This is a genomic window from Spirosoma endophyticum (assembly GCF_900112365.1).
Classification (GTDB): domain Bacteria; phylum Bacteroidota; class Bacteroidia; order Cytophagales; family Spirosomataceae; genus Spirosoma; species Spirosoma endophyticum.
The window spans coordinates 64,409-84,738 of record NZ_FOLQ01000009.1; the positions used below are offsets into that span (position 1 = coordinate 64,409).

The 20,330-nt window shown below is 48.7% G+C and carries 21 protein-coding genes; 13 read left to right on the forward strand and 8 right to left on the reverse strand.

Features of this window, described 5'->3' with window-relative positions:
• The 3 genes from BM202_RS21285 to BM202_RS21295 all read right to left on the reverse strand — a co-directional run bounded on the left by BM202_RS21285 (nt 1) and on the right by BM202_RS21295 (nt 2,858).
• Nucleotides 1-1,536, reverse strand: coding sequence for a S41 family peptidase (locus BM202_RS21285; RefSeq protein WP_093829879.1), 1,536 nt, complete (start codon nt 1,534-1,536; stop codon nt 1-3).
• Between the two features lie 152 nt (nt 1,537-1,688).
• Complete coding sequence (locus tag BM202_RS21290; RefSeq protein WP_093829880.1) at nt 1,689-1,898, reverse strand: hypothetical protein; 210 nt, start codon at nt 1,896-1,898, stop codon at nt 1,689-1,691.
• Between the two features lie 48 nt (nt 1,899-1,946).
• Nucleotides 1,947-2,858 (reverse strand): DMT family transporter, encoded by a 912-nt coding sequence (locus BM202_RS21295; protein WP_093829882.1) that lies wholly within the window; start codon nt 2,856-2,858, stop codon nt 1,947-1,949.
• Nucleotides 2,859-3,084: 226 nt separating this feature from the next.
• Between BM202_RS21295 and BM202_RS21300 the strand changes: the two genes are divergently transcribed.
• From BM202_RS21300 to BM202_RS21350, 11 genes are all read left to right on the forward strand, one after another.
• Nucleotides 3,085-3,627: a YceD family protein gene (locus tag BM202_RS21300; protein WP_093829884.1), complete on the forward strand. Its 543-nt coding sequence runs from the start codon at nt 3,085-3,087 to the stop codon at nt 3,625-3,627.
• Nucleotides 3,628-3,749: 122 nt separating this feature from the next.
• Nucleotides 3,750-3,944 carry a 50S ribosomal protein L32 gene (rpmF, locus tag BM202_RS21305; RefSeq protein ID WP_077923042.1) on the forward strand — a complete coding sequence of 65 codons (195 nt, stop codon included), beginning with the start codon at nt 3,750-3,752 and terminating at the stop codon, nt 3,942-3,944.
• 146 nt (nt 3,945-4,090) lie between these two features.
• A complete protein-coding gene (gene plsX / locus BM202_RS21310; RefSeq protein ID WP_093829886.1) occupies nt 4,091-5,032 on the forward strand; it encodes a phosphate acyltransferase PlsX in 942 nt (313 codons plus the stop codon).
• Between the two features lie 35 nt (nt 5,033-5,067).
• Complete coding sequence (locus BM202_RS21315) at nt 5,068-6,051, forward strand: beta-ketoacyl-ACP synthase III (protein ID WP_093829888.1); 984 nt, start codon at nt 5,068-5,070, stop codon at nt 6,049-6,051.
• An 87-nt stretch (nt 6,052-6,138) separates the two neighbouring features.
• Nucleotides 6,139-6,702 (forward strand): elongation factor P, encoded by a 564-nt coding sequence (gene efp / locus BM202_RS21320; protein ID WP_093829890.1) that lies wholly within the window; start codon nt 6,139-6,141, stop codon nt 6,700-6,702.
• Between the two features lie 67 nt (nt 6,703-6,769).
• The gene (gene accB, locus BM202_RS21325) at nt 6,770-7,258 is read left to right on the forward strand and encodes an acetyl-CoA carboxylase biotin carboxyl carrier protein (protein ID WP_093829892.1); all 489 of its coding nucleotides are present in this window, start codon (nt 6,770-6,772) and stop codon (nt 7,256-7,258) included.
• A gap of 94 nt (nt 7,259-7,352) precedes the next feature.
• Nucleotides 7,353-8,696 (forward strand): acetyl-CoA carboxylase biotin carboxylase subunit, encoded by a 1,344-nt coding sequence (gene accC, locus BM202_RS21330; RefSeq protein WP_093829894.1) that lies wholly within the window; start codon nt 7,353-7,355, stop codon nt 8,694-8,696.
• A gap of 113 nt (nt 8,697-8,809) precedes the next feature.
• A complete protein-coding gene (locus BM202_RS21335; RefSeq protein WP_093829896.1) occupies nt 8,810-10,450 on the forward strand; it encodes a sodium/sugar symporter in 1,641 nt (546 codons plus the stop codon).
• Nucleotides 10,451-10,456: 6 nt separating this feature from the next.
• On the forward strand, nt 10,457-11,548 hold the full coding sequence (locus BM202_RS21340) for a serine hydrolase domain-containing protein (RefSeq protein WP_093829898.1): 1,092 nt from the start codon (nt 10,457-10,459) through the stop codon (nt 11,546-11,548).
• 84 nt (nt 11,549-11,632) lie between these two features.
• Nucleotides 11,633-12,487, forward strand: coding sequence for an inositol oxygenase family protein (locus BM202_RS21345; protein ID WP_093829900.1), 855 nt, complete (start codon nt 11,633-11,635; stop codon nt 12,485-12,487).
• A gap of 109 nt (nt 12,488-12,596) precedes the next feature.
• Nucleotides 12,597-14,000 (forward strand): high affinity choline transporter 1, encoded by a 1,404-nt coding sequence (locus BM202_RS21350; RefSeq protein WP_093829902.1) that lies wholly within the window; start codon nt 12,597-12,599, stop codon nt 13,998-14,000.
• Here BM202_RS21350 and BM202_RS21355 read toward each other — a convergent pair.
• The 5 genes from BM202_RS21355 to BM202_RS21375 all read right to left on the reverse strand — a co-directional run bounded on the left by BM202_RS21355 (nt 13,969) and on the right by BM202_RS21375 (nt 18,247).
• Nucleotides 13,969-14,415, reverse strand: coding sequence for a DinB family protein (locus tag BM202_RS21355; RefSeq protein WP_093829904.1), 447 nt, complete (start codon nt 14,413-14,415; stop codon nt 13,969-13,971). The genes BM202_RS21350 and BM202_RS21355 overlap by 32 nt on opposite strands.
• A gap of 13 nt (nt 14,416-14,428) precedes the next feature.
• Nucleotides 14,429-14,881: an NUDIX domain-containing protein gene (locus tag BM202_RS21360; RefSeq protein WP_093829906.1), complete on the reverse strand. Its 453-nt coding sequence runs from the start codon at nt 14,879-14,881 to the stop codon at nt 14,429-14,431.
• A 101-nt stretch (nt 14,882-14,982) separates the two neighbouring features.
• Nucleotides 14,983-15,489, reverse strand: coding sequence for a Dps family protein (locus BM202_RS21365; protein WP_093829908.1), 507 nt, complete (start codon nt 15,487-15,489; stop codon nt 14,983-14,985).
• A gap of 75 nt (nt 15,490-15,564) precedes the next feature.
• Nucleotides 15,565-16,761 carry an L-2-hydroxyglutarate oxidase gene (gene lhgO, locus BM202_RS21370; protein ID WP_093830161.1) on the reverse strand — a complete coding sequence of 399 codons (1,197 nt, stop codon included), beginning with the start codon at nt 16,759-16,761 and terminating at the stop codon, nt 15,565-15,567.
• A 226-nt stretch (nt 16,762-16,987) separates the two neighbouring features.
• A complete protein-coding gene (locus tag BM202_RS21375; RefSeq protein ID WP_093829910.1) occupies nt 16,988-18,247 on the reverse strand; it encodes an anthranilate phosphoribosyltransferase in 1,260 nt (419 codons plus the stop codon).
• 256 nt (nt 18,248-18,503) lie between these two features.
• Between BM202_RS21375 and BM202_RS21380 the strand changes: the two genes are divergently transcribed.
• Nucleotides 18,504-19,508: a hypothetical protein gene (locus tag BM202_RS21380; RefSeq protein ID WP_093829912.1), complete on the forward strand. Its 1,005-nt coding sequence runs from the start codon at nt 18,504-18,506 to the stop codon at nt 19,506-19,508.
• A gap of 47 nt (nt 19,509-19,555) precedes the next feature.
• Entirely contained in the window at nt 19,556-20,329 is a 774-nt protein-coding gene (locus tag BM202_RS21385) for a LytR/AlgR family response regulator transcription factor (protein WP_093829914.1), read from the forward strand.
• Nucleotide 20,330: the final 1 nt, after the last annotated feature.

Here is a 20,330-nt window from a genome sequence, read left to right on the forward strand (position 1 = left end):
TCAGTTAGTAATGAGTTCACTATTATTGGGTTGTCGAGATGGGCTATACACCTGCAAAGGCCGTGTTTGCATCGGTTGGCGGGCAACTACCCCCTGACGAATTAGCCGAAGTGTGTAATCCAGTACGTAGTCGCGGTTGGTCATTAAATCGTCGTAACTCCGTGTAACCGTGAAATCTGGCTCAACCGTAAATCCATTCGCCCGATCGGCTACAACAGCGTGGGTGAGCTTCTTTAAGGGTATACGTACTTGAAGTTTTGAGTTGGGCAAGGTTACGGTTTTGAAATGACCGGCAAAATCGCCCCAGTACGCGCTGCCACTGGCCTCACCAACATACGTGCCCATGCCCGCATCGAGCGTTTTAGCCAGTACGGATGTTGTCGCCGAAAAAGACGCGCCATTCAGCATAAAATACAAATTCCCTTTGAAAGCATCCTTACGGCGGGGACGATAGCGTCGGTTAGCAGAACGGCTTGAAAATCCACCAGCACCATCTGATTTATATTGTAAGCTGAAATTCAGAGCCGCTATCGGATTCCAGCGGGTTACGAGTTCGGAACGAGCGGCTTGTTTCATCTCCTCATGCTCCATGATCTTAAACGGTTTTGGCATCCAGTAACGTAACAGCCGGGCGGAGTTCAACACAATGCCGCCCCCGTTGCCCTGCATATCTACCACCAGATTCTGGACATTCTCATCGCGTAACTGCCTAAAGGCCCTTTTCAACCGCCGATTGAACGCCCATTGAAAAGGGTCCTTTTTTTTCAGCCCCATGAACGAGGAAACACGTAACACAGCTGTATGGGTGAGCGTATCGACCATCCGTACGGATAGATTAGGCTGCTGACCGATCTCAACGCCATATCGGCGCCGTATTCTTTCCCGGAAGCCAGTTAGCGTTGGGCATTTTAAGCGGGTACTATGAATGAGTGTGTCGCCCACGAGCCGATACGTAATGTTGATCGAATCGACCGACCCGTACCAGGCTGCGTAGTAGTCGGCAAACTGTACCAGACTCCACTGCTGGCGACCGGTTACATTATCGCCGTCGGAGCCGGAGTGGTCAGCGTTCATTAATTCCTGGTGCAGCTTAGCAATGGTACAGCCATTGATCGTAAGCAGTTCCGTACCACGCTGTAGGCTCGAATCCGCCGACACATTGTGGCTAATAAAGTACTGCGAACCTACGGGACGAATATAAAATGGTAAGAATCGGGTATGCTTACCGATGTAGTTTTTACGATGATTCAGGTTTGTATGCCCGTCTTTCAACGCAGCTACAAGCGGGCTTACGTGATGATAGAACGTCAGGTAATCCATGGGAGCCGTCAGCCGATTATACAGCGAATCGTACAGTTGCTCCATTCGGGGCTGGGGTGTGTAAAAGCCCATCCCAGGATGGAGCAAATCAAGCTTTCGCTTTAAATAACTTAAGTCGGTGCGAGCCTGAGCTGGAGTAATGGTTTGAGCAGGAGCAACTAAGCCGCTTAGCGCGATCAACAAGCTCCCAAAAAGCAGAGTTTGACCAATCTTCATCGTTACACGTTACGGTGTTAACCAGCTCCATGGAGCTGGTTAGTATTCGTTCGTGAAGATAAGATTTGGCGTAACTATAATCAATTAAAATTGTTTTAAACTTTATTAAAATTTTGTCTGACATAGGTTTGCCAAAGAAGGTGAATGTAGATCTAGCTGTCTTTCCGGTGCGGAATCACTGTCCAATGCTTCACTCCCGGCATATTATCGGCAATAATATCGCTGGCGACAGTCTCTAGATTTTCTTCATTGGTGGTGAAAAACAGGCTTTTAGGGTGATCGCCCTCCTGCGTAGTGCGCACTTCATAATATTCATTGTGGTGCTCAATCGCGTTTTTGTCAACAAGGTGGTACGTTGCCATAATAGTTTAATTGGTTAGGTAACGATAACCCAATTTTTGGCCAGATAGTTACCCAAGGATTGTAATCAATACGGCCCCAATGACCATAACACTGGCGCCGATGAGTTTCCTGAGAATACCCTGTTCTTTAAAAAACTGATAGCCAAATAAAACGCTTATCAGGGCCGACGTTTGAAACAGGGCCAGGGCATACCCAACGGGCATGCCGGCCAGGGCAATATTGCTAGCCAACTGGGTTATGCCAACAGCCAGACACAGCGCTACGTAAGTAAGTTTGTGTGCCACTAGAAGGTCCACCTGCTGACGCCATTGTTTTCGTAGCGTTAGTAAAACCCAGACGAATGTGAACAGAAAGCCCAACAAGCACCAGTAGAAAAATGCAGTAGCTGGGGTCGATACTAGAATGGCTTTCTTCAGAAACACGCCGTCGATAGCCGAAAATACCAGGGCTGCCAGCCGCAGTTTAACTTCGGGCCGTTGAAACAGGCTGGTTCCAACTGACCACCAGGATAAACCACTACGTTGCTGATTGTGGCCTAGGACGATATAACTACCAACGATAATCAGAATGATACCAGCAAGTCCCCACCAATCCGGAATTTCGTTCAACAGAAAAATGCTGACCACCATGCCCACCACCGCTTTATACGCGTTGATGGGTCCCAATACAGATAAATCTCCGATGTGCAGCGCCTTTACCAGAAAGACATTGCCGAACATGGCCAATATACTGGTTAGCAGGATGCTTTGCCAGAATAGGGGAGACAGGCCCGTAAATTGAAAGTGTGCTGAGAAGGCTAAACAGAACAAGGTCAAAAGTCCATAGGTCGCTGAAGTAATAAATAATGGATCGGCAGTACGCTGCGTCAGTTGTTTCTGGAACACGTTGGCAAGTGGATTCGCCACGATACGGATTAGTACGGCGAAAGTGGTAAGGGTAATAATGGTAAACAGAAGCATTGTCTCAGGTCAATAGCCACAATATATTGAGGAAATGTAGGAATACGTATCCTCCCAATGAGCTTTCACTTTTTTGGACTGATTGTCAGCGGGTTTAACAGTAGAATGACCAATCTGCCAAATCAGTTGTCAATTGATCCGGCCAACTAAATTTTTGCTAAGTACTTTCCTGATTAACAAACGTTTCGTACCTTTGCGGTCTTATTTTTTGAGAGGAGGTAGAGAGGTGAACGTACTACGCGCATACGACATCAACATTGTTGGTCTGGAGAAAAAACGATACGAATACGATTTTACGTCGGACGATTCGTTTTTTGCTGCGATGGAACAGGAGTTAATCAAGAAAGGCAACATCCAGACGCATGTGCTGCTGGACAAGTCTGAAACGATGATTCGCCTTGATTTTCATATCGTTGGCACCGTTGAGCAGGTATGTGATCGGAGCCTCGATGAATATGATGAGCCTGTAGATACGCAGCAGACGATGTTGTTGAAATTCGGCGACCATAATGAAGAACTGAGTGACGAAATCGAACTTATCGAGCGAAATACGTCGACTATCAACGTAGCGCGCTATATCTTCGAGTTCGTCAGCCTGTCTCTCCCAATGAAACGGCTTCACCCTCGGTTTCGGGATGAAGAGGATGTGGACGACGAACAGGACAGTAAATTAATTTACCAATCTGGTTCGGAAGCAGCTAACGATAGTGACGATCAGTCGGATATTGACCCACGCTGGGCAGCACTACGTAAATTGAGTGACAACTAATTGCAGTTGTAGAGTTATAGGGTTGTAATACGGCGAGCCGTAGCAGTCATTCGTGGCTGAAGAACAACCTGCCAACTCGAAAACTATACGACTATATAACTTTATAACTATAAGACTGAATCATGGCACACCCCAAACGACGCCACTCCAGCACCCGGCGCGATAAGCGCAGAACGCACTACAAGGCTACGGCTGTAACTCTCTCGACGGATGCCCAAACGGGTGAAGTACACGAGCGTCACCACGCCCACGTTTTTGAAGGAAATCTGTTCTACAAAGGGCAAATGATTATTGAGAATTACGCCAAAACGGCTTAAAGCTTGCTAATTTCTGAAGAGTATTTCGCTGATGTCTTTCTCAAGATGAACGCGAAATACTTTTTTATTGCATGTCACCTCCCTATTTTTACGCGTATTTATTTTTGAAGCCAGCTTAACTGGGAGGTATTGAACAAACAGAGTCAATGAAAATTGCAGTGGACGCAATGGGTGGCGATTTCGCTCCCGACGCAATTGTGGAAGGAGTTATGATGGCCGCTGCTGAATTGCCGGAAAATGTAGCTATTGTGCTGATTGGAAAGCAGTCTGTCATCCAGGAATTAACCCAAAAACACGGTATCCACACAGTTGCCAATATTGAATTGGTTCATGCTGACGACGTTATCGAAATGGATGAGCACCCAACCAAGGCGCTCTCGCAGAAGCCCAATTCCAGTATCGGGGTTGGGTTTAAACTTTTAAAGGAGGGCCAGGTTCAGGCGTTTTGCAGTGCCGGTAACACGGGAGCAATGCACGTAGGGGCTTTATTCAGCATCAAAGCAATTCATGGTGTTTTGCGTCCGTGCATCGCTGGTTTAGTACCTCAGCTGGCAGGAGGCTATGCCGTGATGCTCGATATTGGGGCAAACGCCGATTGCAAACCTGAAGTGCTGGCTCAGTTTGGTGAAATTGGGTCTGTTTATGCTCAATATACATTTGGTATAAGCCAACCTCGCGTAGCACTCATGAACATCGGCACAGAAGATCAGAAAGGATCGCTGGTTGCTCAGGCTGCGCACCAATTGCTGAAAGAAGTCTATAAGATCAACTTTATTGGTAATATTGAAGGCGGTGATCTTTTTACGGGCGTAGCCGATGTCATTGTAACAGATGGCTTCACGGGTAATACGATGTTTAAGCTAGGGGAGTCGTTCTATTCGGTAGCCAAACAACGGGGCCTCAGTGACGAGTTCTTAGATAAAACCAACTATGAGTCCATTGGAGGTAGTCCAATTTTGGGCGTTAATGGCAATGTGATTATTGCTCATGGCATTTCGTCGCCGTTGGCTATAAAAAATATGATTGGTCTGGCCATCCGACAGGTCGAATCTGACGCATACACTAAAATTGCACAGGCCCTGGCCTAGACCAGCTACTTGTCTTCAACCCGCATTCCCAACCTATGAGTAAAGCTGCCATAACTGGAATCCATGGTTACGTTCCCGACTATGTGCTGACCAATGCCGAATTGGAGCGTATGGTGGATACAAATGATGAATGGATTACAAGCCGAACGGGTATTAAGGAACGACACATTCTGAAAGGCGAGGGTATGGGCTCTTCGCACATGGGAGCAAAAGCTGTGGCAGGTTTGCTCGAAAAAATGAACATCAAGCCCGAAGAAGTCGATCTGCTTATTTGTGCGACCACTACCCCCGACTACGTATTTCCGTGCACAGCGAACCTGATCTGCGATATGGTTGGTATTCGTAATGTGGGTAGTTTCGATATTCAGGCAGCTTGCTCCGGATTCCTGTATGCACTGACTGTCGGGTCTCAGTTTATCGAAACGGGTAAATACAAAAAAGTAATTGTCGTTGGAGCCGATAAAATGTCGGCCATTGTCGATTACACAGATCGGACTACCTGTGTTCTGTTTGGCGATGGTGCCGGGGCCATTATGCTTCAGCCCAGCGAGGATGGCTTTGGTGTCCTGGATTCCATTATCAAGTCGGATGGGTCCGGCCAAAGTCATTTATTTCAGAAAGCGGGTGGAAGTCGCTATCCGCCCACGCACGAAACGGTAGAAAAACGCTGGCACTACGTTTATCAGGATGGGCCTTCTGTATTTAAATTTGCGGTCAAAAATATGGCCGACGTATCCGCCGAAATTATGGAGCGCAATCACCTGGCTGGCAGCGATGTCGCCTGGCTGGTGCCCCATCAGGCCAACAAACGCATTATTGACGCCACGGCGCACCGAATGGGCATAGATACCGATAAGGTGATGATGAACATTCATAAGTACGGCAATACCACGGCTGCCACGATTCCACTCTGCTTATTTGATTACGAATCGCGCCTTAAAAAGGGCGATAATCTGGTTTTGGCAGCGTTTGGAGGAGGTTTTACCTGGGGAGCCGCTTATGTGAAGTGGGCGTACTAGTTTTATATATGATGTATGATATATGAGGTATGAATGTACCTGCCAATTATATCATACGCCATACATCTTATATCCTATATATTTAACATGGCAACGACCGCAGATATCCGCAACGGACTGGTCTTAAACTACAACAACGACCTTTTTCAAATTACTGAATTTCAACACGTGAAGCCAGGCAAAGGTGCGGCTTTTGTGCGTACCAAGTTGAAAAGCCTGACGACCGGGCGGGTCATTGACAATACGTTCAACTCGGGTGCAACAATTTATCCGGTACGGGTTGAGCGTCGGAAATTCCAATACCTTTACAAAGACGAAGCTGGCTATAACTTCATGGACCAGGAGACGTTCGATCAGATAAATCTGGGCGAGAAGATCGTGGAAGGGGCTGATCTGATGAAAGAAGGCCAGGAAGTCGAAATCCTGATTAATGCTGATAGCGATACACCGCTATCGTGCGAATTGCCGCCTTTTGTTGAACTGGAAGTTACCTACGCTGAACCGGGTATTAAGGGCGATACTGCCAACAGCCCTAAAAAACGGGTTGAGGTAGAATCGGGCGCAAAAATTATGGTACCGCTCTTTATTGAGTCGGGTCAGAAAATTCGGATCGATACACGAACACACGACTACGTAGAACGCGTGAAATAAATAAAGTCGTAAGTTGGTAATTGATCAAGCTTATCCACTTACGACTTGCTGACTTACGACTTTTCATATGAGTACAAAAGACATTCAACAACTAATCGACTTCATTTCGCAATCGGGCCTGGATGAAGTTAATATTGAAACGAATGACCTGAAAATCAGCGTCAAGCGTTATGGTTCGGGTGCTCCTGTAACCTATGCAGCTGCTCCAGCATCAACTGCGCCAGTAGCACAGGCCCCCGTAGCTCAGCCACAGGCTGTAACGCCGACGACAGCCGCAGCCGCTCCGGTTGTTGCGCCTAAGGCCGATACGTCGAACTACGTTACTATCAAATCGCCGATGATCGGTACGTTCTACCGGTCGGCCAATCCCGAGTCACCTATGTTTGTGGAAGTCGGTGATAGTGTTACAGAGGGTAAGGTTGTCTGTATCATCGAAGCTATGAAGCTGTTCAACGAAATCGAATCCGAAGTGTCGGGCCGTATTGTAAAAATACTCGTCGAGAATGCTACGCCGGTCGAGTACGACCAGCCGTTGTTCCTAGTCGAACCTAACTAAAATAAAGAGCGAAAGAGTGAAAGAGCGAAAGACTGGTTTCCAGCACATTCGCTCTTTCACTCTTTCGCTCTTTCGCTCTTTCGCTCTTTACATCATGTTCAAAAAAATATTAATCGCCAACCGGGGAGAGATCGCGCTACGTATCATTCGGACGTGCCGTGAGATGGGTATTAAAACGGTAGCTGTTTACTCGACGGCCGACCGCGACAGCCTGCATGTGCGCTTCGCTGATGAGGCTGTTTGTATAGGTCCCCCGACCAGCAAACTATCTTACTTAAGCATTCCAAATATCATTTCGGCGGCCGAAGTAACCGGCGCTGATGCCATCCACCCCGGCTATGGCTTTCTGTCCGAAAATGCTGAGTTCTCGCAAATCTGCACGGATTACGGCATTAAATTTATTGGCGCTACTGCTGAACAAATCAACGGTATGGGTGATAAAGCCACGGCTAAAGCAACTATGCGAGCCGCTGGTGTACCCGTCATTCCTGGCTCCGATGGGCTTCTTGACTCTGTTGAGCAGGGTAAGAGATTGTCCGCTGGCATGGGTTATCCGGTTATTGTGAAAGCTACGGCCGGTGGTGGTGGGCGTGGTATGCGTATCGTGCGTTCGGAAGACGAGTTTGAGAAAGCCTGGAATGATGCCCGCACCGAAGCCGGGGCCGCTTTTGGTAACGATGGGCTTTATCTGGAGAAATACGTAGAAGAGCCGCGCCACATTGAAATTCAAATTGTAGGCGACCAGTACGGTAAAGTTTGTCATCTTTCCGAGCGCGATTGCTCGATCCAGCGCCGTCACCAGAAACTGGTAGAAGAAACGCCATCGCCGATTGTATCGCCCGAACTTCGGGAGAAAATGGGTGAGGCAGCCATCAAAGGGGCACAGGCTATTGGCTACGAAGGCGCAGGAACGGTTGAGTTTCTGGTCGATAAAAACGGGGATTTCTATTTCATGGAAATGAATACCCGAATTCAGGTGGAGCATCCGATTACAGAAGAAGTGACTGATTTTGACCTCATTAAAGAGCAAATTAAAGTAGCCGCTGGTGCTGAAATATCGGGTCGGAACTATACGCCGAAACTCTACGCCATGGAATGTCGGATTAATGCCGAAGATCCAGCCCATGGTTTCCGTCCATCGCCCGGTAAAATCACGAACCTACACTTCCCTGGTGGGCACGGTGTTCGCATCGATAGCCACGTGTACAGCGGCTACACAATTCCACCGAACTATGACTCGATGATTGCCAAACTGATCGTTTCGGGACAATCGCGGGATGAAGTTATCACCCGGATGAAGCGGGCGTTGCAGGAATTCGTTATCGAAGGCATAAAAACCACGATTCCGTTCCATATTAAACTTATGGACGATCCTAAGTTCCGCTCTGGTCAGTTCACGACGTCGTTCCTGGAAACGTTCGATTTTAGTAATTTGTAACGTAGCGTATTCTTGGGTTTCTACGGCAACGGCCGACTGTTCGCGCTACGTTGTCTGGTATAAAAAACGGGTGTCCTGCTTTATAGTCAGGACACCCGTTTTTTACTGCCTACATGAATCACCTCGCTACGGCCGATTACATCGTTTTCTTCGTTTATTTTATCATTGTTGTTGGCTATGGTTACTGGGTTTATCAGCGCAAGCGTCAGGCCCAGATGAATACAACCGATTTTTTTCTGGCTGAAGGTTCGCTGACCTGGTGGGCAATCGGTGCTTCATTGATTGCCTCCAATATATCGGCAGAGCACTTTATTGGCATGGCGGGTTCGGGTTTTGCGATGGGGCTGGCCATCTCGTCATACGAGTGGTTCGCAGCGGCAACGCTCATCATCGTCGCGGTATTTTTCATCCCGATCTATCTTCGAAATCACATCTATACTATGCCCCAGTTTCTGGCGCAACGGTACAGCGATACGGTCAGTACTATTCTGGCAGTGTTCTGGCTGGTAGTTTACGTACTGGTCAATCTCACGTCTATTCTCTATCTAGGCGCTATTGCCATTGAGTCACTTGCCGGAATTTCATTTACTACGTGTACGATCGGGCTGGCCCTGTTCGCCATTTTCATTACGCTGGGCGGGATGAAAGTAATTGGTTATACGGATGTCATTCAGGTAGTTGTCCTGATTTTTGGTGGTCTCGTCGTTACGTATCTGGCTTTGCAACTGGTTTCGCAGGAAACGAACGGGACCGCGAGCGTATGGAATGGACTGGTAACCCTGAAATCTAAGGCCGATAGTCATTTTCATATGTTTCTGCCCAAAGGACATCCTCATTATGAAGTCTTGCCGGGTATGGCACTGGTAACGGGCGGTATGTGGATCAATAATCTCTCGTACTGGGGCTGTAATCAATACATTGTGCAGCGCGCGCTGGGTGCCGATCTTAAAACTGCCCGCAGTGGTATTTTATTTTCTGCGTTCCTAAAACTGTTTATTCCAGTAATTGTGGTCATTCCGGGTATTGCGGCTTTCGTGTTGTATCAACATGGTCCGTTTCGTGAAGCCATGACCGATGCTGCGGGCGTTGTAAAGCCCGATCATGCCTATCCCGTGCTCATGAACCTGTTGCCGGTGGGCATGAAAGGGTTAGCCTTTGCCGCCCTAACAGCCGCCGTAGTAGCTTCACTGGCAGGAAAGTGCAATTCGATTTCGACGATTTTTACCCTCGACCTGTACAAGAAATACGTAGATAAATCGGCGTCGGAGCAGAAGCTGGTCAATGTAGGACGTTGGGCTATCGTCGTGTCATTTGGCATCGCAATTCTGTTGGCGCCTATGCTACGTTCGCTCGATCAGGTTTACCAATATATTCAGGAATACACCAACTTCATTACGCCGGGGGTATTCGCCATTTTTCTGTTGGGGTTTTTCTGGAAACGGGCTACAAATCGGGCGGCTATGACGGTCGCTATCTTAACGATTCCCTTCTCGACGTTGCTCAAATTTTGGCCCGAACTGATGGACCTCGTTGGCGTACAGGCAGATTCTATTCCATTTCTGCACCGGACCACAATCGTTTTCTGTATTGACGTGGTTCTTATGGTAATTGTGTCACTCACCGATCCGGCGGGCTATGCAACGGGGAAAACTATTGACGTTGATCAGCGCATGTTCCGCGTAACGCCCTCGTTCGTAATTGGGTCAGTCGGTATTTTCGGTATATTGGCTGTATTGTATACCAAATTCTGGTAAATCTTAATGCTGAAAATTTTGATGGTAGGTTGGCTACTAATGTCGACATCGGCAATGGCGCAGCTACGTGAGCGGCTTGACTCGGTCATGCGAGCTACGACTCAGCCTAATCAACCCGGTACGGCACTTCTGGTTGAGCTGGATGGCAAACCCATTTACCAAAAAGGATATGGCCTGGGCAATATCAAGACGAAAACACCCATTACGCCCGAAACCAATTTTCGTATGGCGTCCGTCTCGAAGCAGTTTACGGCGATGGGCATTTTGTTGTTAGAGAAAGATCACAAACTGTCTCTTGATGATCCACTTATCAAATTCTTTCCCGACTTTACGGGGAATGTTGCCCGAAAAGTGCAGGTCCGTAATCTATTGACTCATTCATCGGGAATTCTGGATTACGAATCGGTTATGAACCTCAGTCAGCGCGAGCAACTTCTGGACGCCGACGTCCTAACGCTCCTGAAAGATCGAGACTCTCTTTACTTCGAGCCGGGGAGCAAATTTCAGTACAGTAATTCAGCTTATTGTCTGCTGGCATTGATCATCGAGCGGGTTTCAGGACAGTCGTTTGCTACGTATATTAAACAGCACATCTTCCAGCCGCTCCAGATGACGCATTCAGTTGTGTATGAAGTGGGAAAATCGATTCCAAATCGGGCAATGGGTTATGCGAAAAACAAAGTAGGTACGTTCATTCTTTTAGATCAAAGCGTAACGAGCGCGACTAAAGGAGATGGCGGTGTTTATACATCGCTAACCGATTATCAGAAGTGGAGCCATGCGCTGCAAAACGGTACGCTACTGGATTTAAAGGCGGCATTGGCGCGAACGAGTCAGGCGATAGACGCAACGTCGGGCAGCAGCTACGGCGCAGGCTGGTTTTTTCGTCGGCCAGCCAATCCCGTTTTATTCCACTCGGGCAGTACGTGCGGTTTCAATAACTACGTGATTATGATCCCCGAAAAACGGTTTCTGATGGCATATTTTTCAAATCGGGCTGACAACAAAGCCAATGCTGCGGCTGTGCTCAAAATTCTGGTTGAAGCCGGCCAAACGGAGATTACCGATATACTGGCTTTAGACGACTTGACTCAATAGCAGAAACAGAACTAACAATCCCTCTATCTCGCTGGTTAACAGCAATAAATTTGTAGATTTGTTCTCTAAATTTTCAGTTAAACTATGATTAGCGAAACCGCCCCTCTTGCCAGTCTTGATCAGTGGGAAGACGACCTACTGCTCCGCTACCCAGAACCAGAACATAAGTCAAAGGAAGACTACCGGAATTACGATTCGCCGGAGCGTGATACGGTACGGGAGTTCTATCGACTCAACCATACGTATCAAACTTACGACTTCGTTCGGGAGAAAGAGCGTGAATTTCTGGCGTTCAACAAAAAGGAATTACCCGTTTGGGGGGCGATGGAGTTTTTAAATACACTGGTCGATGACTCCGACCCAGATACGGACCTCGATCAGCTTCAACACCTGCTGCAAACGGCCGAAGCCATCCGCGCCGACGGTCATCCTGATTGGTTCGTTCTAACGGGCTTTCTGCATGACATGGGTAAAGTGCTGTGTTTGTTCGGTGAGCCACAGTGGGCTGTCGTTGGCGATACGTTCCCTGTAGGTTGCCAGCATTCCGACAAGATTGTTTATCCTGAATATTTCGTAAACAACCCCGATAGTTACGACGAGCGTTACAACACGAAATACGGCGTTTATGAGCCGAATTGTGGCCTGCGTAACGTGCATATGTCATGGGGGCACGACGAGTACCTGTACCAGATCATGAAAGATTACATGCCTGAACCGGCTCTCTACATGATGCGGTACCACTCATTTTATTCGCAACATCGCGAGGGCGCTTATGATCATCTTATGGACGATCACGATCATGAGATGTTTAAGTGGGTTAACAAATTCAATCCTTACGATTTATACTCTAAGAGTCCAAAGCCGCCGGTTGTCAGTGAATTGAAGCCTTATTACGAGGCTCTGATTGCCAAATATTTACCTGCTACGCTCAAGTTGTAGTTGCTTTAAGTAGAGAGAAAACAGCGATTGGCACCGAGTACACAAAGGATCAGCAAAATTCTGTGTACGCTGTGCCAATCGCTGTTTTCTGTGTGTTTATATTCGCCCTATGCTCCTTTTTTTCATTGGCCTCTATCTTCTTTCTAACGTAGCCGTTGGTGCATGGGCGGCCCGGCGCGTTACAACGTCTCAGGATTTTGTGCTGGCTGGTCGACGACTTCCCCTGTTTCTGGCTGCCTCTGTAACGTTTGCCACCTGGTTTGGCTCTGAAACAATTATGGGCGCCCCGGCAATGTTCGTGGAAGGCGGCTTTCTGGCGGTCATTGAGGAGCCTTTTGGGTCGGCGTTGTGTCTGTTTCTGGTGGGGGCTTTTTTTGCTCGCCCGCTTTACCGGCTTAATATCACTACGTTCTCCGATTATTTCCGGATTCGATTTGGTCGCTCGGCCGAATTACTGTCGGCCTTGATGGTCATACCGTCGTATTTCAGTTGGATTGCCGCGCAATTGGTCGCTATTGGCATCGTATTGAGCGTAGTGACAGAAGTTCCCCGTGAGTACTGCATTATTGCCAGCGCTGCCGTTGTTATGATTTATACCCTGTTAGGCGGCATGTGGTCTATTTCGGTAACTGATTTTTTCCACAACCTTATTATCATTCTGGCGCTGGCTGTGCTGGGCGTTTTACTCTGGAACGACGTTGGAGGCTGGGAAGTCATTGAAAAGCGAACCCCGGCGGGCTTCTTCCGATTCGTGCCCCAATCGACGGCCAAAGACTGGCTGGCCTACGTAGCGGCCTGGATCACAATCGGCCTGGGCTCAATTCCGCAGCAGGACGTATTTCAGCGAGTAATGGCGGCCAGGACCGAAGATACGTCAGTTCGAGCGTCGTATCTGGCGTCGGGAATGTACCTGACCATCGCTATGCTGCCGCTGTTTATCGCCTTGAGCGCCAAAATACTTCATCCCGATTTACCCAAAGACAATCAACTTATTATCCCCAACATGGTGATGCGTCACGGGAGTTTACCCTTGCAGGTATTATTCTTCGGAGCCGTTACGTCGGCAATTTTGAGTGTGTCTAGCGGAGCGATCCTGGCGCCCTCGACGGTCTTCGGTGAAAACGTTGTCAAGTTTTTTCGACCCGACATTAGCGATCAAGACCTGTTGAAAACCATCCGCTGGACAGTCGTTATCATCACAATTATTTGCGTATTGATGAGTACCACCCGCGACACGAACATTTTCGATCTCGTTGGCGAGTCGTCCGCGTTTAGTCTGGTATCGCTGTTCGTGCCGTTGGCGGCCGGTATCTACTGGAAACGCGCTACCCTAACCGGCTGCCTGTATTCAATGGTTACTGGTTTCTGTGTATGGTTACTCTGTCTGTGGCAGGAAACTACCTATTCGCCGATGCTTTGGGGATTGCTGGCCAGTACGTTAGGAATGGTAGGAGGGAGCCTATTGAGCAAGTCTGCGACTGTTACAAGTCCAGCAGCCTCCGATGATAATTGATTTGGCCGAGGTGATACGTTAGGTGCGTTGTCAAATGCACCAGAAGATATTCTGTTGATGTCATTTCGTCGAAAACCAGCATCGGGTATTCTTGCTGGAGTTGCTCTTCGGTTACATTATCGAGCGCCTTGTCAATAACTTTGATCGTTTCATCAATCTTCTGCAGCAGCTCCGCTTTGGGAATATCCTTCAAAGAAAACTCCCGCTCCCGCTGACGTACATAACCCGTTTTGCCAAGTTCGACGCCAATGTAGGTGTTCAGATTTCCAACCAGATGAAGACACAAATTTCCGGCTGAATTAGCAATGCCTTTATCAATATGCCATATTTTAGCCTCGTCTTGATAGGAATCAATTTCCAGCCTTAATCGGTTGAGGTCTCGACAGAAAAGCGTTTTTAAGGTTTGTACGAGCATAATTGTCGAGAAACTATCCAAAGTATTGCTGTTCAATCCGGCCGACGTAGCCGAGATACGTAGCGCTGTTGAACCACGGCTGGATTTTCGCGCCTATGTTCGGGTATAAGTTCAGTTTATCCAGGTCAGCCACAGGTAGCCAAACTAAGTTTAAAGCCGTTGTTTCGGCGGGATTTAAATTGGGTTCGCCCCGGAGGTTACGGGCTGCAAACACGATATGCAGCACATCATCATTACGTTGCGACAGTAGCATTTCGCCCGCTAGGATCATCTCGCCGACATCAACCGAAACACCCAGTTCTTCTCGAATTTCGCGGATGATCGTTTGGGGTAATGTTTCATCCCGGTCGGGGTTGCCGCCGGGTAACGCAAAAACGTCCTGTCCGCCATAATTGTAGCGCATGAGCAGAACTTCAGTTTGGTTGGCTTGTTGGCGCCAGATAAGGGCAGACGGACGGACTTTCATACTGGCAACTTATAAAAGAGCAGTCGCCTTTCCCAATTTTTTGTTGGAAAAGGCGACCGCTCTCATTTTTTGTGATGTTGGTATGCCAGCATCACAAAAGCTTAATTCAAATCACGCGTGGTTTCAAACAGGAACCAGGTACGCCGTTCGGTCTCGTCGATGTAGACTTCGAGCAGGCTGGCTGATGCTACGTCCTCCGCATCATCGCAGATTTGGTGAGCATCGCGCATATTTTTGGCCATCTTTTTGTTCTCGGCCAGCAGATCCTTCAGCATGTCGGGTGCTGATACGAAATCTTCGTCATTGTCTTTCACGCGTTGCAATTGCGCAATGTGAGCCACTGACCGAATTGTATTGGCACCAATTTTTCGCACGCGTTCGGCGAGTGGGTCAATGGTAGCAAAAATCTGATCGGCATGTTCATCCAGCAATAAGTGATAGTCGCGGAAGTGGCGACCGGACATATGCCAGTGATAATTCTTGGTTTTGATGTATAACGCGAACGAGTCGGCAACGAGTCGATTCAACGCTTCGGCTACTTTCTCCCGGCCCTTTTCCTCAAGGTCAGAAGGCGTATCTAATGGTTTAACTTTATTGATAGCAGTCATGAGTAATGCAATTTTGTTCGTAGAAAACTTACTTCTCAAAACCTCATTTTTGCGCTATTGTTTGTTAAAACTAGCTTAAAACCGCGCCAACACCTTCTGCGATACCGTTTGTCCGATGGCCAGCGATGAGGTAGCGGCTGGTGACGGCGCATTCACTACGTTGATGGCCTTGTCAGTCTCCAGAATAGCGAAATCATCGAGTAAGCCACCGGTGCGGTCGCAGGCTTGGGCCCGTACGCCCGCTCCACCTTCCTCTAAATCTGACTCCTGCACTTCGGGAATGAGTTCCTGTAGGGCTTTTGTAAACGCCGATTTCGAGAAGGAGCGATACATTTCACCCAGGCCCGTTTGCCAGTATTTAGCGGCTACTTTCTGGAATCCGGGCCACGCCAGCGTTTCAAACAGTTCTTTCAGATTGATGTCTGATTTGGTGTATCCCTCGCGCTGGAACGCCAGCACCGCGTTCGGGCCAGCCTCTACGCCCCCGTGAACCATACGGGTAAAGTGAACGCCCAGAAACGGAAAATTCGGATCGGGAACGGGATAAATCAGGTTTTTGACCAGATATTGTTTCTCCGCCCGGATCTTGAAATACTCGCCCCGGAACGGCACGATACGTACGTTGACCGGATCACGCTGTGTTAGTTGGGCGATTTTGTCGGAATATAAACCCGCGCAATTGACGACGAGCTTGGTTTCGTAGCGGTCCCTGTTCGTTACGACAATGCTCAGGCTTGTACCGGGGGTTATCTGCTCAACGCGTTCGTTGAGCCTGATTTCGCCACCCAATGCCCGAAACTTTTCGGCGTATTTATCAGACACCTGCTTATAATCGACGATGCCCGTTTGCGGCACGAACATACCCGCGACGCCTTTAACGTGCGGTTCAATTTCGCGCATTTCGGGCAGCGTCAGTTTTTTTAGACCACCCAGGCCGTTGAGTTGACCGCGTTCGTAAAGTGTTTCGAGCTGCGGCAATTCTTCCTGTTTAGTAGCCACCACAATTTTGCCGCACAGGTCATACGGAATGTTTTCGGCGTTGCAAAAGTCAATCAACATCTGATATCCCCGAATGCAGTTGATAGCCTTCAGGCTCCCCGGCTTGTAATATAAACCGGAGTGAATCACCCCGCTGTTATGACCGGTCTGGTGACGCGCCACCGCCGATTCCTTTTCTATCAAAACGACCTTCAAACCAGGACGTTGCTGTTTTAATTGTAACGCGGTAGCCAACCCAACGATGCCTCCGCCAATAATTACTACGTCTGTCATGCTTGTCAACGTATCTGCCAGCATAATGCTGTCGGACACTTATGCACAAAGGTACGGCGCAATGGGCAAAAAAAACGGGTGCAACGATACCCTCGCTGCACCCTCTCCTTTAGCTATCTGTTGTTTACTGGTCTTTTCTCGTCTTCAGTTCACTGCCAAAAAGATGAGGAAAACCGGGTTGAAAACAGGGAATTTGGATAAAAGGCAGATTAGTCAGACAAGCGGTCTACCGCAATTGGCCTTCAATCCAATCCAGCCCGCGACCGTAGAGCGCGTGGGCAAAGCGGATGCGATTGTCGAAATCGGTATCTGTGGTATGGCCATCATTCATAAACTGGCGCACGAGTCGGGCGTTGTCAGTAGCTAGCGGTAGGTCGTATACGGTTTCCGTTTCGGTGCGGAAGGACGCAAACGCGGGTGCATCACCTTCAAAATGCTGATAGAACAAGTGTCCGCGTGGGGTTCGAACGGCGCATAGAATACCAGTCGAACGGCTTGTTGAGGGAGCCAGACTTCCTTCGAGACCGCGTTTAAGGACAATGACGGCATCAAAACCCGCCAACATGGCCAGTTCCGCCATTTTCATCTGATACGTTATGTGAAACACCGATGTGACCAATACACGGGCATGACAGGGATTTAAGACTTTTTCGAGTGTAGCCAGAAACGGGCGTTTCAAAATTATCTGCCGACGATCAACCCAGCGATTCAGAGCGGGTGAGAGGGCTTTTTGGTCAAGTACCCAGCCGAATTGGCCCAAAGGGGTGTCGAGTTCATGGTTGCTTTGCAAAAACTGGCAACCCAAATGCATGTATAAATCGAGCGCGTTGAGCGTGAATTTTGGTCCACCCGATCGCCCAACCAGTGATATGGCTCCGTAGCCTCGTTTCTGGAAAAACTGGGCTAGCAAGGGTGTGGTGAGGTAGCTATTTTCGACCCCGTCGAACGGTTCAGCGAGTTGGATGAGGGGGCGGTCGGCGCAACTTATCGGGCCAAACCCTGGTGTAAACGTTTCTTCGGCGGCCCGCATCAGTCCATGATACTCCTCGTTGGTTTCATGGCGAACGCGCATAATACTGGCGGCCATGCCCCGAAATGTTTCGCATTCGCCTTCGCCAAATAAGTAATTACCAAGCTGCTGGGCTTCTGTTACCTGTAGATTCGCTCCCCGAACTAATTTTGTGGCGATAGGAAGTAAACCTCCGGGTAAATCAGGGCAAACTTTATTGATAAAAAACGTAGCATGGTCGAAGGCTCCTTTGCCAATTACTTCCTCCAGCGTCTTCTCTTCAGGAGTTGGTCCCTTAGCCAACAGCGCCCCTAGAAAAGCTCCCCGTTGGAGCGGATGTGTCATTGGGTCCGTCAGTGCGATGCGGCATTCAGCGAGCAAATCGGGTGGGAGAGGCTTACTACCATACTTACCAATTCCAATGTGTTTGATACCTCGGCCAAGGGGCGTATCGGTGGCGGGTGTGTCCAGAACCATACGAACGATTTATCTAATTGAACATGGGGAGTAGGTAAAAGTAAAGAAAAAAGAATGACTTCCCTATGCCTGATTAGGCCGTAAAAGCGCTTTCTGGGGTTATTTCTTCGCTCATTTATGACGAATCAGGGTACTATCCAAAATTTCGCCCAATACCGTAATTAATTACCGTCGTTACATGCTTGAATCACGTATTTTTGCTGAGTTCAATAAGGCGCAATGGCTTGTAAATAAGCATTCTGGTAGATACATATAAATGGTACTTCGGCCGCTTGTTTCGCCCCGTTTTGGGGCTTTCCTGATTCTTACCGCTCTGCTCATTTGGACAGAGGTAATGGTTACGCATACAAGAGCTTTTAGCCAACACCCGGCAGTTCTGTCTGTGGGTGTACTCTGCGATTTAGTTTTCGTGACGTCAGGTATCTTCTACTGGATTGTGGCTCGTCCACTTCGCCTGGCAACCAATCGGACCGTCTTGATCACGCTGCTGATGCTACGGTTGGCCTTAGTTATTGTACCCCAATCGTCTGGTCTACCTAACCAACTGTGGCCGTTCCTGTTGGCGATAAGTGAGGGTGTGGTCCTGATTGTTGCTGGCGTACGTATCCGCACCATCACGCGAATGTATCGACAATTGCGCCCGTCAGCGGATGCCGAAACGGCTCTGCGTGGCGGCCTTGCTACGGTTTTTGGAGAGAAAGCGACCGGGGTCATACTTGGCGAAGGTCTTACGCTCTACTATGTTCTGCTGGGCTGGCGGCTTCAATCGGATATACCGGCTGGTGGGCAGGTAGTAACAAGCCACCGCGAGTCGGGGCAAGTTGCCTTAACAACAGGATTGGTATTGGTGGGTGTCATTGAGGGCGTAGCTGTGCATTTACTGCTGGCACGCTGGAATCCTGCCATAGCCTTCTGGGTGACAATGCTCAGTATGTACGGGATGCTCTTTTTTGTGGCCGACATCATCGCGACCCTCAAACGCCCATCTTTCCTGACGACTGATCACTTGCATCTACGGCTGGGTGTGCGCTGGCAGAGGCAGATTCCTCGTTCCGCGATCGCTGATGCTACGTTCATTCATGAGAAACCTGCCAGGCAATCCGACCGGCTCAATGGTGCCTTCCTGACGGCTCCTAACGTACTGCTAACATTTACTAGGCCAATTGAGATTAACGGTCCTTATGGTCTACAGAAGAAGGTTCGGCAGGTTGCGTTTTTCGTCGATGATCGGGCCGCTTTTGTGCAGGTGCTGAATGGTTAACATTGAAATCACTACGTTCCTCCAACAACCATAACTCGTGCTGTTTGATGATGGATTTACTTCGTTGCGCCATAATTGAAGATGAGCCGCTGGCGCAGGAACTGCTTGAGAAGTACGTTCGGCGCGTGTCGTCGCTCGAACTGGTCGGTACGTTCGATGATGCCATTGCCGCTTTTGAGCAACTGCCCGCCCTTCGGCCAGACGTTATCTTTCTGGACATAAATATGCCCGAAATGACGGGTATTGAGTTTCTGAAGGCCTATCCCACGCCCCATCCAATTGTGGTGATGACAACCGCTAACCCACATCACGCGCTGGATGGCTTCGATCTGGGCGTGATGGATTACCTGCTCAAACCAATTTCCTTCGACCGATTTCTGAAAACGATTGGCCGGATTCGCGGTAAAGCAGATGGACAATCTAACAAGGTGGATGCCGCAGCCATTGCTGCATTGACTACCGATGATGTAGTTGCTTCGCAAGCCGTTTCGCGGGCGCCAGACTTTATGTATCTCAAAACGGATAAGAAACTAGAGCAGATTCGATTTGACGATATTGTCTTTATCGAGGCACTGGGCGATTACCTGAAGGTATTTTTGCCCGATCGCTACGTTGTCACGCACCTTACGATGACCAAATTAGTCGAAAACCTTCCTGCCGATCGCTTCCTGCGGATCAATCGTTCGTACATCGTGCAGCTTCAGTACATCAAAACGCTCGACGGCAACATGGTCACTACGTCTACGAGCCATAATCTTACCATCGGCCCCAATTACCGGGACGTAGTGAAAGATGCCTTAAAAAAGTGGTTAGTCAACTGAT

Coding starts and splice junctions, on each gene's coding strand:
- rpmF (WP_077923042.1), top strand. CDS start 3,750: ATGGCACACCCCAAACGACGCCACTCCAGCACCCGGCGCGATAAGCGC.
- BM202_RS21350 (WP_093829902.1), top strand. CDS start 12,597: ATGCTCCTTTTTTTCATTGGCCTCTATCTTCTTTCTAACGTAGCCGTT.
- BM202_RS21315 (WP_093829888.1), top strand. CDS start 5,068: ATGAGTAAAGCTGCCATAACTGGAATCCATGGTTACGTTCCCGACTAT.
- BM202_RS21380 (WP_093829912.1), top strand. CDS start 18,504: ATGGTACTTCGGCCGCTTGTTTCGCCCCGTTTTGGGGCTTTCCTGATT.
- BM202_RS21365 (WP_093829908.1), bottom strand. CDS start 15,489: ATGACTGCTATCAATAAAGTTAAACCATTAGATACGCCTTCTGACCTT.
- BM202_RS21375 (WP_093829910.1), bottom strand. CDS start 18,247: ATGGTTCTGGACACACCCGCCACCGATACGCCCCTTGGCCGAGGTATC.
- accC (WP_093829894.1), top strand. CDS start 7,353: ATGTTCAAAAAAATATTAATCGCCAACCGGGGAGAGATCGCGCTACGT.
- BM202_RS21295 (WP_093829882.1), bottom strand. CDS start 2,858: ATGCTTCTGTTTACCATTATTACCCTTACCACTTTCGCCGTACTAATC.
- BM202_RS21355 (WP_093829904.1), bottom strand. CDS start 14,415: ATGCTCGTACAAACCTTAAAAACGCTTTTCTGTCGAGACCTCAACCGA.
- efp (WP_093829890.1), top strand. CDS start 6,139: ATGGCAACGACCGCAGATATCCGCAACGGACTGGTCTTAAACTACAAC.
- BM202_RS21290 (WP_093829880.1), bottom strand. CDS start 1,898: ATGGCAACGTACCACCTTGTTGACAAAAACGCGATTGAGCACCACAAT.
- BM202_RS21345 (WP_093829900.1), top strand. CDS start 11,633: ATGATTAGCGAAACCGCCCCTCTTGCCAGTCTTGATCAGTGGGAAGAC.
- BM202_RS21340 (WP_093829898.1), top strand. CDS start 10,457: ATGCTGAAAATTTTGATGGTAGGTTGGCTACTAATGTCGACATCGGCA.
- BM202_RS21335 (WP_093829896.1), top strand. CDS start 8,810: ATGAATCACCTCGCTACGGCCGATTACATCGTTTTCTTCGTTTATTTT.
- BM202_RS21385 (WP_093829914.1), top strand. CDS start 19,556: ATGATGGATTTACTTCGTTGCGCCATAATTGAAGATGAGCCGCTGGCG.
- BM202_RS21360 (WP_093829906.1), bottom strand. CDS start 14,881: ATGAAAGTCCGTCCGTCTGCCCTTATCTGGCGCCAACAAGCCAACCAA.
- accB (WP_093829892.1), top strand. CDS start 6,770: ATGAGTACAAAAGACATTCAACAACTAATCGACTTCATTTCGCAATCG.
- plsX (WP_093829886.1), top strand. CDS start 4,091: ATGAAAATTGCAGTGGACGCAATGGGTGGCGATTTCGCTCCCGACGCA.
- lhgO (WP_093830161.1), bottom strand. CDS start 16,761: ATGACAGACGTAGTAATTATTGGCGGAGGCATCGTTGGGTTGGCTACC.
- BM202_RS21285 (WP_093829879.1), bottom strand. CDS start 1,536: ATGAAGATTGGTCAAACTCTGCTTTTTGGGAGCTTGTTGATCGCGCTA.